The 15,206-nt window shown below is 66.0% G+C and carries 14 protein-coding genes; 3 read left to right on the top strand and 11 right to left on the bottom strand.

Features of this window, described 5'->3' with window-relative positions; all coding sequences use genetic code 11:
* Positions 1 to 72 precede the first annotated feature (72 nt).
* Positions 73 to 711, top strand: a complete 639-nt coding sequence (locus J7E80_RS05975) for a VOC family protein (protein ID WP_215050555.1) — start codon at positions 73 to 75, stop codon at positions 709 to 711.
* Between the two features lie 146 nt (positions 712 to 857).
* Here the strand turns inward: J7E80_RS05975 and J7E80_RS05970 are convergent, their stop codons facing one another.
* Positions 858 to 1,637 (bottom strand): CPBP family intramembrane glutamic endopeptidase, encoded by a 780-nt coding sequence (locus J7E80_RS05970; RefSeq protein WP_215050554.1) that lies wholly within the window; start codon positions 1,635 to 1,637, stop codon positions 858 to 860.
* A 169-nt stretch (positions 1,638 to 1,806) separates the two neighbouring features.
* On the opposite strand from J7E80_RS05970, the gene J7E80_RS05965 reads away from it, so the two are divergent.
* A complete protein-coding gene (locus J7E80_RS05965; protein WP_251036494.1) occupies positions 1,807 to 2,487 on the top strand; it encodes a histidine phosphatase family protein in 681 nt (226 codons plus the stop codon).
* Between the two features lie 43 nt (positions 2,488 to 2,530).
* Here J7E80_RS05965 and J7E80_RS05960 read toward each other — a convergent pair whose 3' ends face one another.
* From J7E80_RS05960 to tdh, 5 genes are all read right to left on the bottom strand, one after another.
* On the bottom strand, positions 2,531 to 3,340 hold the full coding sequence (locus J7E80_RS05960) for a DeoR/GlpR family DNA-binding transcription regulator (RefSeq protein ID WP_215050553.1): 810 nt from the start codon (positions 3,338 to 3,340) through the stop codon (positions 2,531 to 2,533).
* Between the two features lie 102 nt (positions 3,341 to 3,442).
* A complete protein-coding gene (gene hutI / locus J7E80_RS05955; protein WP_215050552.1) occupies positions 3,443 to 4,648 on the bottom strand; it encodes an imidazolonepropionase in 1,206 nt (401 codons plus the stop codon).
* Between the two features lie 11 nt (positions 4,649 to 4,659).
* Complete coding sequence (locus J7E80_RS05950) at positions 4,660 to 5,760, bottom strand: FAD-binding oxidoreductase (RefSeq protein WP_215050551.1); 1,101 nt, start codon at positions 5,758 to 5,760, stop codon at positions 4,660 to 4,662.
* 40 nt (positions 5,761 to 5,800) lie between these two features.
* Positions 5,801 to 6,997, bottom strand: coding sequence for a glycine C-acetyltransferase (locus tag J7E80_RS05945; RefSeq protein WP_215050550.1), 1,197 nt, complete (start codon positions 6,995 to 6,997; stop codon positions 5,801 to 5,803).
* 51 nt (positions 6,998 to 7,048) lie between these two features.
* Positions 7,049 to 8,095: an L-threonine 3-dehydrogenase gene (tdh, locus tag J7E80_RS05940; protein ID WP_215050549.1), complete on the bottom strand. Its 1,047-nt coding sequence runs from the start codon at positions 8,093 to 8,095 to the stop codon at positions 7,049 to 7,051.
* 135 nt (positions 8,096 to 8,230) lie between these two features.
* Here tdh and J7E80_RS05935 point away from each other — a divergent pair, with 135 nt between their 5' ends.
* On the top strand, positions 8,231 to 9,139 hold the full coding sequence (locus J7E80_RS05935) for a LysR family transcriptional regulator (protein ID WP_215050548.1): 909 nt from the start codon (positions 8,231 to 8,233) through the stop codon (positions 9,137 to 9,139).
* A 106-nt stretch (positions 9,140 to 9,245) separates the two neighbouring features.
* Here the strand turns inward: J7E80_RS05935 and J7E80_RS05930 are convergent, their stop codons facing one another.
* From J7E80_RS05930 to J7E80_RS05910, 5 genes are all read right to left on the bottom strand, one after another.
* Positions 9,246 to 9,986 carry a DUF5666 domain-containing protein gene (locus J7E80_RS05930; protein ID WP_215050547.1) on the bottom strand — a complete coding sequence of 247 codons (741 nt, stop codon included), beginning with the start codon at positions 9,984 to 9,986 and terminating at the stop codon, positions 9,246 to 9,248.
* A gap of 170 nt (positions 9,987 to 10,156) precedes the next feature.
* On the bottom strand, positions 10,157 to 11,665 hold the full coding sequence (gene gatB, locus J7E80_RS05925) for an Asp-tRNA(Asn)/Glu-tRNA(Gln) amidotransferase subunit GatB (RefSeq protein ID WP_215050718.1): 1,509 nt from the start codon (positions 11,663 to 11,665) through the stop codon (positions 10,157 to 10,159).
* The gene (gene gatA, locus J7E80_RS05920; RefSeq protein ID WP_251036493.1) at positions 11,662 to 13,257 is read right to left on the bottom strand and encodes an Asp-tRNA(Asn)/Glu-tRNA(Gln) amidotransferase subunit GatA; all 1,596 of its coding nucleotides are present in this window, start codon (positions 13,255 to 13,257) and stop codon (positions 11,662 to 11,664) included. The genes gatB and gatA overlap by 4 nt, the downstream gene beginning before the upstream one ends.
* A 4-nt stretch (positions 13,258 to 13,261) precedes the next feature.
* Entirely contained in the window at positions 13,262 to 13,558 is a 297-nt protein-coding gene (gene gatC, locus J7E80_RS05915) for an Asp-tRNA(Asn)/Glu-tRNA(Gln) amidotransferase subunit GatC (RefSeq protein WP_215050546.1), read from the bottom strand.
* Between the two features lie 129 nt (positions 13,559 to 13,687).
* Complete coding sequence (locus J7E80_RS05910; RefSeq protein WP_215050545.1) at positions 13,688 to 15,160, bottom strand: CitMHS family transporter; 1,473 nt, start codon at positions 15,158 to 15,160, stop codon at positions 13,688 to 13,690.
* Positions 15,161 to 15,206: the final 46 nt, after the last annotated feature.

Here is a 15,206-nt window from a genome sequence, read left to right as displayed (position 1 = left end):
ATGGACGGGACCTCTGATGAGGTTAGGGTGACCTTAGCTGAGAGCCGCGTCACAAGATGCCAAGATGAGGGCATGCGCATGGATCACGTCTCTTACGCCTGTGAACACGATGGCCTGGCTGCCACCACCGAACGTATTTCGTCCGCCCTCGGCGTTGAAGCCGTAAAGGGTGGAGTCCACCCCCGTTTCGGGACCCGGAACATGATTATCCCGCTCGCCGGGCACAAATATCTTGAGGTTGTGGAGGTCCTTGACCACCCGGCTTCGGACAAGGCCCCGTTCGGGCAGGCTGTGCGTGCACGGTCGGCAGCCGGCGGCGGCTGGATGGGATGGTGCGTCGAAGTGGACGACCTCGCCCCGTTCGAGGAGCGTCTTGGACGCGCCGCTGTCAACGGCAACCGCAAGTTCCCGGATGGCCGGGAACTCGTCTGGAAGCAGATCGGAATCCTGGGGCTCATTGCAGATCCGCAGGTTCCGTACATGCTGAAGTGGGAGGGAGACCCTTCGCTTCACCCTTCCAACGCCTATGACAGCAACGTCAAGATGTCCAGCCTCACCATCGCGGGATCCGCGGAGCGCGTCACCGAATGGCTCGGCGAACCCGTGGAGCGGCCCCTTGAGGACGTCGCCGTGAACTGGGTGGCCCCGCACGGAACCCCGGGCATCCTGTCCGTCACGTTTGAAACGGCAGCGGGGGCCGTCACCATCTGACCTTTTATCTCCATCCGGCAGCACGCCCGGTTCCGGCATCGTAGCCGGCCACGGATGTGTGTTGCCGCCAAGCTTCGGCCGCCATCAGCGGGTGCCAACGACGCCACCCAGCCGATGGCGGCCGAATTATTTTGCCCGGAACGTCTTTATCCCAGCCCGATGCTTTTTCCGAACAGGCTGAAGCCGACGAACGCCACGATGTCCAGCAGCGCGTGGGCGATGACCAGCGGCATCACGCGGCGGGTTCTGGTGTAGATCCAGGCGAACAGTACGCCCATGATGGCGTTGCCGATGAACGGCCCGAAGCCCTGGTACAGGTGGTAACTGCCTCGGAGCATGGAGCTGGCGAGAATGGACACCGGCACGGACCAGCCGAACTTTCCGAAGCGGTCCATGAGGTACCCCACCACGATGACTTCCTCCACGATTGCATGCCGCAGCGCGGAGAGAATCAGCACGGGAACTGTCCACCAGTAAGCGTCCAGGGCGCTGGGGATGATCGCCGTCGTGATGCCCATTGCCCGGCCCGCCGCATAGAGTCCCAGCGAGGGGATTCCGACCAGGGCAGCCAGGCCGAGACCCTGCAGCAGATCGTTGCCCGGCCGGGCGAAATTGAAGCCGAGCTTCTGGAATGCCGAGCCGCCGACCTGGCCCATGCCGACCTTCGTCTGGCGTTGGTCCGTGAGGAAGTAGATCACCAGCAGGACGGGTACCAGAGCGAAGGTGATGTCCAGGAGTTGGTACGTCAGGTCGAAGTATTCGCGGGTGCTCTGGGATCTGTTCAGCGTCGAGGTGCCCTGGGCCAGGGGCGCCCGGGTCATCTTGTCCAGGAGCTGCACCACGGAGTACACCGCTGACTGCCCCAGGGACAGTCCCAGGACAATCCAGACTTCGATCCGCAGGCGACGGCGGGAAGGAACCAACATGTTCCTATCTTGCCTGCAGTTGCTGGTTGTTTCCTGTTTGCTTGCTGGGCCCCGTGCTTCTGGGCCCCTGCCCCAGGGCCCGTGCTCCTGGGCCTGTGCTGCTGGGCCCCGCTCCTCAGCCCCGCCCCGCCTCCATCTGTCAGCAATGCTGGCCCTATGCTGGGAGACTATGAGTGCGCCCGGGAAAATCATCATGATCCGGCATGGCCAGTCCGCCGCCAATGCCGACACCTCCATCTACAACCGGGTTCCCGACTACCGGATTCCGCTGACGCCGCTGGGCGTCGAACAGGCCAAAGCGGCCGGTGAACGCATCCGGCGCGAACTGGACGGACAAAAGGTGAGCGTCTACGTATCGCCCTACCTGCGCGCCTACCAGACCCTCGAAGCGCTCAGCCTTGGCTCCCTCACCGAACGGATCATCGAGGAGCCCCGGCTTCGCGAGCAGGACTGGGCCAATTTCCAGATCTCGGGCGACATCGAAGACCAGAAGGAGCTGCGTAACGCCTACGGCCACTTCTTCTACCGGTTCCGCGAAGGCGAGTCCGGCTCGGATGTCTACGACCGCATTTCGTCATTCATGGAGACCCTCTACCGCCACTGGGCCAAGCCGGACTACTCCCCCAACGCGCTCCTGGTCACGCACGGGCTGACGATGCGCCTGTTCTGCATGCGCTGGTTCCATTGGTCCGTGGAGTACTTCGAGTCGCTGAACAACCCGGACAACGCGGAGATTCGCATGCTGGTGCGCACCGAGGAGGGCAAGTACGTACTCGACCAGCCGTTCACGCAATGGGTGGAGCGGCGGGTGGACGAGACCGTGCTCGATGCCCCGCCCATGGTTTTCTAGGCCCGGATCCATGCCGGTCGGGCCGGGCTTATGACAAACAGGCCTATGACAGCCGCGTTCGCGGCGTTTCCGGCGCCACGATGACTTCGGTGCCGATGGCTTCAAAGGCGGCCTTGTCCTCTGCGGAGATCCCGGAATCCGTGATCAGCCGGGTGAACGCATACCCGTCCATGGTGGCGAAAGCCCGGCGGCCCACCTTGGATGAGTCCGCGATGACGTAAGAGATGCTGGCGCGGCTGGCCAGCAGCGCATTGACTGACGCTTCGCCCTCACCTGTGTTGGTGGGCCCCACGACGGGATCGACGCCGTTGACGCCGATGAACGCGATGTCCAGCACCACCTTCTGCATGATGATGTCCGTGTAAGGGCCCACGAGTTCGTAGGAGCGCGGGTTGAGGACGCCGCCGGTCACCATGACCTTGATGTTGGGGCGCACCGCCAGTTGGGCGGCGATGTTGATGGCGTTGGTGACCACCGTCAGCGTGGGCTGGTTGGACGGTGAATTTAGGTCCTCGCGGGTAGCCAGGATCTGGGCCAGGGCGGTGCTGGTGGTGCCGCCGCAAAGCCCGATCACCATGCCCGGCGCGATGAGGGCGGAGGCAGCCAGCGCAATCTGCTGCTTGGCGGCAGCGTGGTCGTCCCTGTTGTACCGGCCAGGGAGGTCGTACGCCAAGGCACCGGTGGTGGCGCCACCGCGGGTCCGGGTGAGCAGCCGGCGCTTGGCCAGGCTGTCCAGGTCCCGCCGGGCCGTTGCCGGCGACACGCCAAGCTGGGTGACGATTTCCTCCACCTCAACCTGCCCGGTTTCGGCAAGGAGATCAAGGATTGCCGTCAGTCGGTCAGTGCGGGTCATGACTAGCCTCTCAAGATCAAACCATCACCAGAAAGTGACGTTTCTTGATTGTAACAGACACAAAACGATCAGTTCCCGTCACTATCCGCCGTGTACCACGCGCTACCGCGCCCGGACCCCTGCGCGCCACACAGCGTGCGTCAGCGGCATTCCCGGGCGGTAGGCCAGATGCGTCGCCGACGGTGCGTTCAGCAGGTGCAGGTCCGCGCGGTGCCCGACGGCGATGGAACCCACGGCGCGTTCGCCGTCGACGTCGTTCCCCAACTCTCGCCCCAGCGCCAGGGCGCCGCCGTAGGTCGCCGCCCGGACAGCTTCGTGGACACTGAGCCGCATCTGCAGCACTGCGGTGGTCACACAGTATGCCATGGAACTCGTGTAGGACGTTCCAGGGTTGCAGTTGGAGGCGAGGGCCAGAGGCACACCGGCGTCCAGGAGACTGCGGCCCGGCGCCAGCGGCTGGCGGGTGGAGAGGTCGCAGGCGGGGAGGCAGGTGGCCACGGTGCCGCGTGCGCCGGAACCGGCATCCCACCCGGACCAGCTGGCGGCCAGCGCGTCGACGTCCTCGTCGGACAGATAGTTCACATGGTCCACGCTCGCGGCCCCGAACTCGACGGCCAACTGCACGCCCGGACCCGGACCCAGCTGGTTGCCGTGGACCCGCAGCCCGAGCCCGGCGTTGCGGCATGCCCGCAGCACACGGCGCGACTGCTCCTCGGTAAAGGCACCCCGTTCGCAGAACACGTCGGCCCACTTCACATAGGGACGGACCGCGTCCAGCATCGGGCCGCAGACGAGGTCGGTGTAGTCGTCGGCGTCCATGCCCGCCGGTACCAGGTGCGCCCCGAGGTAGGTGACCTCATCGGCCACTGTGGACGCGATCCGCGCACTCCGTGCCTCTTGCTCTACGTCCAGGCCGTACCCCGTCTTGGTCTCGAGATACGTGGTGCCCTGCGACACTGCCTCCGCCACCCGGCCCAGCGCGAGCCGGGTGAGGTCGTAGTCCCCGGTGCTGCGCGTGGCACCGGTGGTGACGGCGATGCCGCCGGCGCTGTAGCTCTCGCCCGCCATCCGGGCTTCGAACTCCGCGGTCCGGTCACCGGCGAAAATCAGGTGCGTGTGCGAATCCACCCAGCCGGGCAGCAGCGCCCGGCCTTCGGCGTCGAAAACGTCGTCGGCCGCCGGGGCAGCCGCGGCGGCCCCGAGCCAGGCGATCCGCTCCCCCTCGATCACCACCGCGGCGTTCCGCAGGACACGCTGTTCCTGGTCTTGGGTCATCAGCTCGCCGAGGTTGGTAAGAAGGGTGCTCATGGATCCATTCTTCAGCGCCGGATGGACCAGCGAGTCGCCGCCAGGGCTTCCGCTGTCCGGGATTCCGGACTGGCTCCGCGTGTCGGCCCTGCCAGTATCTGGGCGGCAGCGAGCTCGGCAATGGCGGACGACGTCTGGAATCCGTACCCGCCCTGGCCGGCGAGCCAGTAGAACCCGGGAGCTTCGGCGTCGAACCCCGCTACCGGGACGCCGTCGGCCGCTTCGGTGCGCAATCCTGTCCAGGCCCTGCGGACAGTGCCGATGCCGAGCGTGGTCAGGGTGTTGAGCCGGGCGATCAGCCGCTCAATATCGCCGGGGAACGGCCGCGCGTCCTCCGGCCCGCTGGCGACATGCTCCGACGGCGAAACCAGGACGTCGGCCCCCTCCCTGCGGAAGTAGAAGGAGTCGTCCGCTGCCGCCACCATGGGGCTGCCCTCGGGAAGGGATTGTTCGACGGCGGCAACCGCCGCGGTGCGCCGGTACGGTTGGAGTCCGAGCTTCTCCACGCCGCTGATGACGGCCACTTCGTCCGCCCAGGCGCCGGCGGCGTTGACGAGCACTCCGGTCTGGAAGGCCTCCTGGCCGGCACCGATCTCCCAGCCGCTGCCGAGCCGCTGTGCCGAGTGAAGGCGGGCACCGGTGACGATGTCCGCTCCCGCTGCTACGGCCCGTGTCCGATGGTCTTCGAGCAGGACCGGTGCGTTGCAGCCGAAGGAACCGGTGTCCAGCCCCGCCCCGGAGAAGGCTCCTGGCTTCAGTACCGGGCACAGCTCCAGGGCCTCGGCGTGGCTGATCATCTGCATCTGTCCGCTGGCCCCGGCCCTGACGGTTTCCTCATCGCCAATCAGCATGAAGCTGCGCCGGGACAGCACCGGTTCGGGAAGCGAGGCGTCCCTGGCGGCGATCAGCTCCAGCGTGCGGACTGTCAGCTCCTGGACCACGGCCGGACCGTAGCTGGGGATGAGCTGCCGGGCCGAGCGGGAGGACGAGTGGTACGCCAACTCCTGCTCGGCTTCGACCAGTGCCACGCTGCATTTGCCCGCCAGGGCGGATGCGAGGGACAGGCCCGCGATCCCGCCGCCAACAATCACCACTTCATAAGTTGCTGCCATGGCTCCATCCTTGCAGACGCGTCGGAGTCCTTCGGCCTTCCTAGGCAGCGACGGCGTTCCGGCTCTTGACGAACGCCTGCACGCAGGTTTCGACGTCGTCGGCACTGTGCGCTGCGGACAGCTGCACACGGATGCGGGCTGCGCCGCGGGGCACCACGGGGAAGCTGAAAGCCGTTACGAAGACGCCGTGCTGGAGCATCCGGTCGGCAATCTTTGCGGCCAGGACGGCGTCGCCGAACATCACGGGCACGATCGCGTGTTCGCCGTCGAGCAGCTCAAAACCCTCCTCCGTCATGCGGCGGCGGAACAGTTCCGCGTTCTCGAACAGCCGCGTGCGCAGCTCGCCGGAGGTTTCCACGAGGTCCAGAGCCTTGATGGTGGCCGCCACGATGGCCGGGGCAAGGGAGTTGGAAAACAGGTAGGGGCGGGCCTTCTGCCGGAGCATGGCAATGACTTCGCTGCGGCCGGAAACGTAGCCGCCCGAGGCACCGCCCAGGGCCTTGCCGAAGGTGCCCGTGTAGATATCCACGCGGTCGGACACACCGGCATGTTCCGGGGTTCCCGCTCCGGTGGGGCCCATGAAGCCCACGGCGTGGGAGTCATCCACCATGACCAGGGCGTCGTGCTTTTCGGCCAGGTCGCAGATGGCCTCCAGCGGGGCCAGGTAGCCGTCCATTGAGAAGACACCGTCCGTGACGATGATCTTGCGGCGGGCGTCCTTGGCCTCCAGGAGTTTCGCCTCCAGATCCGCCATGTCCTGGTTGGCGTAGCGGAAGCGCTGCGCCTTGCAGAGCCGGATGCCGTCAATGATCGAGGCATGGTTCAGTGCATCGGAGATGACGGCATCCTCAGGGCCGAAGAGCGATTCGAAGACGCCGCCGTTCGCATCGAAGCAGCTGGAGAACAGGATGGTGTCCTCTGTTCCGAGGAACTTCGATACACGGGCTTCAAGCTGCAGGTGGAGATCCTGGGTTCCGCAGATGAATCGGACGCTGGCCATGCCGAAGCCGCGTTGGTCCATGGCGGCCTTAGCCGCGGCAATGATGTCCGGGTGGTCGGCAAGGCCGAGGTAGTTGTTGGCGCAGAAGTTCAGGACGGGTGAGCCGGCCTCGCCGATCTGGCCGGCGGTGATGTGGCTGGCCTGCGCGGAGTCAATGTGGCGCTCGGTCTTGTAAAGGCCTGCCTCCCGGATCTCCTCCAGTTCGTTGCGCAGCTGGTCCTTGATTTCTGAATACATGGCGTGCTCCTTGGCTCGTCGAAAGTCTGGTGTTGTGGTTGCTTGGGGCTTTTACAGTTCTGACCAGTCGAGCACAACCTTGCCGCCGACGCCCGCGCGGGCAATCTCAAAGCCCTTCTCCCACTGCCTGGCGGGCAGCACGTCGGTGACCACGGCAGCGATATTGGTGTGCAGGGTCGGGTTGGAGGACAGCATGGCGCTCATGGCATACCAGGTCTCGAACATTTCCCGGCCGTAGATGCCCTTCAGCGTCAGCATGTGCGTGACCACCTTGCCCCAGTCGATATCAATGGACTGGCTGGGGAGGCCCAGCATGGCGATCCTGCCGCCGTGGTTCATGTTGTCGATCATTTCCGGCAGTGCCGTGGGGTGCCCGGACATTTCCAGGCCGATGTCAAAGCCTTCACGCATTCCCAGTTCGCGCTGCGCTTCATGGACGCGCGTCTTCGAGACGTCGATGGCAAGGTCGACGCCGAGCTGGCGGGCCAGCTCCAGCCGGGGCGCCGAAACGTCCGTGATGGCGATCTTCCGGGCTCCGGCATGGCGGGCCACAGCAATGGCCATAAGCCCGATGGGCCCGGCCCCCGTGATCAGTACGTCCTCGCCCACGAGCGGAAAGCTCAGTGCGGTGTGCACGGCGTTGCCGAAGGGGTCGAAGATGGCGCCCAGCTCCGGAGTTACGGAGGGATCCTGGTGGACCCAAACGTTGGTTTCCGGGATCACGACGTATTCGGCGAAGGCCCCGTCCCGCTGCACGCCCACACTCACGGTGTGGATGCACATCTGGCGACGGCCGGCGCGGCAGTTGCGGCAGATCCCGCACACGATATGGCCTTCGCCGGAGACCCGGTTTCCCACCTTGACGTCCCGGACGTCCTCGCCGACTTCCACCACTTCGCCGTAGAATTCGTGGCCGGCAATCAGGGGCGTCTCGATAATGCTCTGGGCCCAGGCGTCCCAGGACTGGATGTGAAGATCCGTGCCGCAGATGCCGGTGGTCAGAACGCGGATCTTGACGTCGTCGGGGCCAACTTCCGGCTCGGGACGATCGACGAGCTCGAATCCGGCGTGTGCGCCGGCCTTGAACAGAGCCTTCATTGGCTTCCTAACTTTGGGCATGCACGATGGTGCATGCGGGGAATCTCCCTTCATTAGAGCCACTTCAAAGCATTAGCACAAGGGGATTTTTCTCAATCGACGATTTAGGAATTGCTAAGGCATAAGATGGTGGCCATGGAAATCCACCAACTTGAGATGCTGCGCGAACTCGGGGCCCTGGGCAGCGTCAAAGCCGTGGCCGATACGCTGCTCGTCACACCGTCGGCCGTGTCTCAGCAGCTGGCGCAGCTGCAAAAGAGTGTCGAGGTTCCGCTCACGCGCAAGGAGGGCCGGAACCTGGTCCTCACGGAGGCCGGCCAGGTGCTCGCCGACGCCGGAGCCGCCGTCGTCAGTGCCATGGCCGATGCGCGCATGGCGATCGGCGCCTATCACGGTTCCATTGTGGCGCCGGTGACGGTCAGCGGGTTTCACAGCGCCGGGCAGGCGCTGTTTGCGCCGCTTGCGCGGCTCCTGGACGGGCCCGGCAGGCCCAAGGTCCAGTTCTTTGACGAGGACGTCGCGCAGCAGGACTTCCCCGCGCTGACGGCGCGGTACGACCTGGTTCTCGCGCACCGCATGGACCACAGCCCGCGCTGGCCCGAGGAGCGGGTGGCGGTGATACCGCTGGCGCATGAGCCCCTCGACGTGGCCCTTCCGGCCGGCCACCGGCTCGCCGCCCAGGCGTCGCTGGAAACGGACGACGTCGTCGGCGAACCCTGGGTGACCAGCCGCACCGGTTACTCCCCGGCGGACGTGCTGTCCGCCGTCGCCGCCGTTTCCAGCCGGGAACTGAACATCGTCCACCGGATCAACGACTATTCCACGGTGGCAGCCCTTGTGGCGGCAGGCGGCGTGATCGGCCTGCTGCCCCGGCATACGGCGCGGCCCGTGCTGAGCCCCGACATCGTGCTGCGGCCGCTCAGGGGCATCAGCACCCGGCGAAGAATCGACATCCTGGCCCGGCCGGAGAACCTCAAGCGGGCGTCCGTCCGGGTTGTTTGCGAGGCGCTTGAGGACATCATGGCGGGCCTGGTCCACGATTAGCCCAACTGCGTCGCAGCTCGCGGCTTCTCAACGCTGGGAACGACGTCAGCTGCTACTTAATTGGGCGCGCTACTCAGTTGGGCCGGCAAGTCACTTGGGCGCCTGGTCACTTGGGCAGGACGGGGCTTGGCCCACCTTCGGGTTGCCCCCGGCCTTCGCCTTTGGCCTTGCCGTGGCCCAGTCCTTTACCTTGGCCGGGCCCTTTACTTTGGGTAAGTCCCTTACCTTGGCCGGGCCCTTTTCCCTTGGCACCCGTACGAATCATCGTCGCGGTCACGGTGTCGCCGGCCCTGGTGCCCTTGATGCGCACGGTATCCCCCTGCTTGATGTCGGCGGCGGTGGCGGCAGACGGATTGACCCGCTCGTCGTCGTCCCGTTCGCCGGCGTCGTCACTTGGTGCGGTGCTGCCCTTGGGTGCGGTGCCGTCGGCAGCGGCTGCGGGCTGTTTGCGAATCTTGGTCTCAGCAGTGATGGCATACACCTGGCTGAAGCCGTCCTCGCTCTTGACCGTGATCGATGACTCGCTCACTGACTCCACGGTGCCGAACTGGATTATCCGCGTTTTAAGGCTTCCGTCGCCCTTCTTCACCACGCTTCCGCCGCGAAGCTCCCGGCCCTTGCCCTGGCCTTGGGATTTCTCCGATTTACCGGGGCCCTCGGATGCCGGTGGCGGCGCCGCGTCCTGCGGGGAAACCAGCTGCGGGGCAGGATCCTGGAGCGTAGCATCCCGAAGCGCAGCGGGCTCGCCGGCCGCCCAAACCATCGCACCTCCGGCGCCGGTCAAGGCCAGTACCACCGCCCCTGCCAGCACGGCGCGGCGTAAGGTGTTCGGGTGGTGAACCGGCATGGCATGTCCTTTCGCTGCGCCGGCGGGACTCCGGCGCCTGAGTCCCCACTTTAGAATCGGGACCTTATGGAGAACATGGAGCCGAAAACGCGTTAACCCCCAACTGGGTGGCAGTAGGTGTCGTTCTGAGCCTCAAAACGACGTTAACTGCCACCCAGTTGGTGAAAGCGCTAGGCGTTGACGCCCAGCTTCTCCAGGATCAGTTCGCGGACGCGGCCGGCGTCGGCCTGGCCGCGGGTGGCCTTCATGACGCCGCCCACAATCGCGCCGATGGCCTGCACCTTGCCGCCGCGGATCTTGTCCGCGACGTCGGGCTGCGCGGCGAGTGCTGCATCGATGGCTTCCAGGAGCGGCCCGTCGTCGGAGACGACGGCGAGGCCGCGCTTCTCGACGATCTCGGCGGGAGTGCCCTCCCCGGCGAGCACGCCATCCAGGACCTCGGTGGCCATCTTGTTGTTGATCTTGCCGTCTTCCACCAGCTTGCTCAGTTCGACGATGGTTGCAGGCTCAACACCCAGCTGGCCGGGATCGACGTCGGCGTTCTTGGCGCGGCCCACGATCTCGCCCATCCACCACTTGCGGGCCACGGAGGCGGCAGCTCCGGCGGCGATGGTTTCCTCGATCTCGTCCATGACGCCGGCGTTGACGACGTCGCGGAACTCCAGGTCCGAATAGCCCCAGTCAGCCTGGAGTCGCTTCCGCCGCTCGGCGGGGGGCTCGGGCAGCGTGGCGCGCAGCTCCTCCACCCATTCGCGCGAGGCGACCACGGGCACGAGGTCGGGCTCCGGAAAGTAACGGTAGTCATCGGCGTCGGACTTGGCCCGGCCCGACGTCGTGGTGCGGGTGTCCTCGTGCCAGTGGCGGGTTTCCTGGACCACGGGCTCACCGGAGTCCAGCACGGCGGCGTGCCGCTGAATCTCGTAGCGGACGGCATGTTCGACGGCGCGCAGCGAGTTCACGTTCTTGGTCTCGGACCGGATGCCGAAGCGTTCGCGGCCGTGCGGGCGCAGCGAGACGTTGGCGTCGCAGCGGACGTTGCCGCGTTCCATCCGGGCGTCCGAAACGCCGAGGTTCTTGACGATCTCGCGGACCGCGGCCACATAGGCCTTGGCCAGTTCGGGAGCGCGTGAGCCGGCGCCCTGGATGGGCTTGGTCACGATTTCCACGAGCGGAACGCCGGCGCGGTTGTAGTCCACAAGCGAGTAGTCCGCGCCCTGGATGCGGCCGGCCGAGCCGCCGAGGTGGGTCAGCTTTCCGGCGTCCTCCTCCATGTGCGCGCGTTCGATCTCGACGCGGAACACGGTGCCGTCGGAGAGTTCGATGTCCAGGTAGCCGTCGTATGCGATGGGCTCGTCGTACTGGGACGTCTGGAAGTTCTTCGGGGTATCCGGGTAGAAATAGTTCTTCCGGGCAAAGCGGCAGTACTCGGCGATCTTGCAGTTGAGCGCGAGGCCGATCTTGATGGAGGACTCCACGGCGGTCTTGTTCAGCACAGGCAGGACGCCGGGCATGCCGAGGTCCACCTCGTTGACGTTCGTGTTGGGCTCATCGCCAAAGACGTTCGGGGCGGAGGAGAACATCTTGGTCTTGGTGTTCAGCTCCACATGGACCTCGAACCCCAGGACGGGATCGTACTTCTCCATGGCCTCTTCGAAGCTCAGGATTGCGTCGGACATCAGTGTGAACCTCCGTGGCTCGTAACAGTCTCGGCGAGGGAAGGCGCCGGCAGCTCAGGAGCCGGCAGTTCAGGAGCCTTGTCCAGGAGGGGGCCGCCCCACTTCTCTTCAAGCAGTGATTCCAGGACGGCACCCACGCGGTACAGGCGGGCGTCCTCGCGGGCCGGGGCCAGGAGCTGGATGCCCACGGGCAGCCCGTCCTCGTCGGCCAGGCCGCCCGGCAGGGAAAGGCCCGGGACGCCGGCCATGTTGGCCGGGATGGTGGCGACGTCGTTGAGGTACATGGCCAGCGGATCGTCCAGCTTCTCCCCCAGCTTGAAGGCCGTGGTGGGGGCGGTCGGGGAGATCAGGACGTCGGCCTTGGCGAAGGCGGCGTCAAAGTCTCGCTGGATGAGCGTGCGGACCTTCTGGGCCGAACCATAGTAGGCGTCGTAATACCCGGCGCTCAGGGCGTAGGTACCCAGGATGACGCGGCGCTTGACCTCGTCACCGAAGCCGGCGGCGCGGGTGGCGCCCATGACGCGCTCAATGGTCATCGGCGGTTCCTCGGGGAGAACGCGCAGGCCGTACCGGACGCCGTCGAACTTGGCCAGGTTGGAGGAGGCCTCGGACGGCATGATCAGGTAATAGGCGCCGAGGGCGTACTTGAAGTTGGGGCAAGAGACCTCAACGATTTCCGCGCCCGCCTGCTTGAGCAGTTCGAGGGACTCGTTGAACCGGTGCTCGACGCCGGCCTGGTAGCCCTCGCCGTGGAGTTCCTTGATGATGCCGATCTTCATGCCGTCCACGTTGCCGAGGCGTGCCGCGGCGACGAGGTCAGCCAGCGGGTCGGGCAGAGACGTGGAGTCGCGCGGGTCGTGGCCACCGATGACCTGGTGCAGCAGCGCCGAGTCCAGGACGGTGCGGGATACGGGGCCGATCTGGTCCAGGGAGGACGCCATGGCGATGGCACCGTAACGGGATACGCCGCCGTAAGTGGGCTTCACGCCCACGGTTCCGGTGACGGCGCCGGGCTGGCGGATGGATCCGCCGGTGTCGGTGCCCAGGGCGAGCGGGGCTTCGAAGGCGGCCACGGCGGCTGCCGAACCTCCGCCGGAACCGCCCGGGATGCGGTCCGGGTCCCACGGGTTGCGGGTGGGTCCGAACGCGGAGTGCTCGGTGGAGGAGCCCATGGCGAATTCATCCAGGTTGGTTTTGCCGAGGATGGGCATCTTCGCGGCGCGCAGCTTCTCCACCACCGTGGCGTCGTACGGGCTGTACCAGCCTTCGAGGATCTTCGAGCCGGCCGTGGTCGGCTGGCCGACCGTGACGATGAGGTCCTTGACGGCGATGGGAACGCCGGCAAGCTCGTGCAGTTCGTCGGCTGCGGCACCGCCGGCGGCACGGATCGCGTCCACCTCGGCGGCGACGGCGAGCGCCTCTTCGGTGTTGACGTGCAGGAACGCGTGGACTCCGCGGTCTCCGCCGTCGACGGCGGCGATGCGGTCCAGGTGGGCCTGCACCACTTCGACGGCGGTGACTTCGCGGGCGGCAAGCTTTGCGGCAAGCTGGGCTGCGGTGAGGCGGACCAGCTGGTTGCTGTGGTTTTCATTCATGTGTCTATGCCTCATCCAGGATTGCCGGGACCTTGAAACGGTTCTCATCGGAATCCGGAGCTCCGGAGAGTGCCTGGTCGGCGGTGAAGGTGTGCCCCACCACGTCTTCGCGGAACACGTTGTTCAGCGGAATCGGGTGCGAGGTGGCCGGAACGTCTTCTCCGGCGGCTTCACTCACGGACTTCACCGCATCTACGATGACGGCAAGCTCGCCAGCCATCCTGTCCAGCTCTTCAGCACTCATCTCAATGTGCGCGAGCCGCGCGAGGTGCGCGACGTCGTCACGGTTGATCGCAGCCATGGATCTCCCCTGCAATATAGTTGGTTTCCCCATAGTCTACGTGGCAAACGTCAGTGCCCGCCTGACGACCCCCAGCGGGCTCCAGACGGGCACTTCCGGCCACGCGGCATGGCCGCGGGCGGCTACAGGCTAGCCGATGCCGATAGCTCCGGTCAGCATCCCGACGGCAAGCATGACGAGGGAGATGAGGGCGCTCCGCCACAGCACCTTCTTGTGGTGGTCGCCCAGGTCCACCTTGGCCAGGGAAACGAGCAGCAGGATTGCGGGAACCAGCGGGCTCTGCATGTGGAACGGCTGGCCGGTGATGGAGGCACGGGCCATGTCTGCGGCGCTGATGCCATAGTGGCCGGCCGTCTCGGCCAGGACCGGCAGCACGCCGAAGTAAAAGGCGTCGTTGCTCATGAAGAACGTCATGGGGATGCTGAGGACACCGGTGATTACTGCCATGAGCGGTCCCATGTCCGAGGGGATGATCTGCACCAGCCAGGCGGACATGGCCTCGACCATGCCGGTGCCGGTGAGGACGCCGGTGAGGACGGCGGCGGCCATGACCATGCTGACGACGGCGACGATGGACGGCGCGTGGGCGATGAGCTGGCTGGCCTGGTCCTTGACCCTGGGGAAGTTCACCAGCAGGGCGATGGCCGAGCCGACCATGAAGACGTACGGCAGGGGCACGAGGTCGGCGATGAGCATGCCCATCACGGCGACGGTGAGGCCCAGGTTGAACCACTGCAGCTTGGGCCGGAGGGTCTTGCGGTTGGGGTCCAGGGCGGTGTCCGCCATGGCGGTGTCGCTGTCATCCACGAGGGTCGCGGTATGTTCCAGGACAGCCACCGAGGAGCCGCCGACGGCGGGACCTCCCGTTGCGGGGGACACTGCACCGCGGGTGCCGGAACCACCGACGCCGGAACCGGGGCCGCCGGCGGACGATCCGCCGTCGAACCCTTCAGCGGTATCAGGCACACCCCAGATTTCCCGAGCGGTGGCCCGGAGGCGGTTGCGTTCCTGCAGGCCGAGCAGCCAGGCGAAGACGAGGACGACGGCCAGGCCGGCGATCAGCGACGGGATCATGGGAACGAAGACGTCGTTGACGTCGATCTTCAGGGCGGTGGCGGCGCGGGCGGTGGGACCGCCCCAGGGAACGATGTTCATGGTGCCGTTGGCCAGGCCGGCCACACAGGTGAGGACCACGGGACTCATCTTCAGCCGGAGGTAGATCGGCAGCATGGCGGCCGTGGTGAGGATGAAGGTGGTGGAGCCGTCGCCGTCGAGGGAGACTGCGGCGGCCAGCAGGGCGGTGCCGAGAACAACCTTGGCGGGGTCATTGCCCAGCTTGCGCAGGATGAACCGGACCAGGGGGTCGAACAGCCCGACGTCGATCATCAGGCCGAAGTAGATGATGGCGAACATCAGCAGGGCGGCGGTGGAGGTCATGGACTTCATCGAGTCCATGACCATGTCGCCGATGCCCAGGCCGGCGCCTGCGAAAAGACCGAAAACGGTGGGCACAATGATCAACGCCAGCACCGGCGTCAACTTCTTCGTCATGATCAGGACCATGAATACCGCGATCATGGCGAATCCAAGTAATACCAGCACGGCCGGCTCCTTCTTGATGAACGGCACCACCTCGATGTGATGCGCA

The organism is Arthrobacter sp. ISL-28, from assembly GCF_018613875.1.
In the GTDB taxonomy this organism is placed as follows: Bacteria; Actinomycetota; Actinomycetes; order Actinomycetales; family Micrococcaceae; genus Arthrobacter.
The sequence above is the reverse complement of the archived record's forward strand: the minus strand, read 5'-3'. Positions and strand labels throughout refer to the sequence as shown.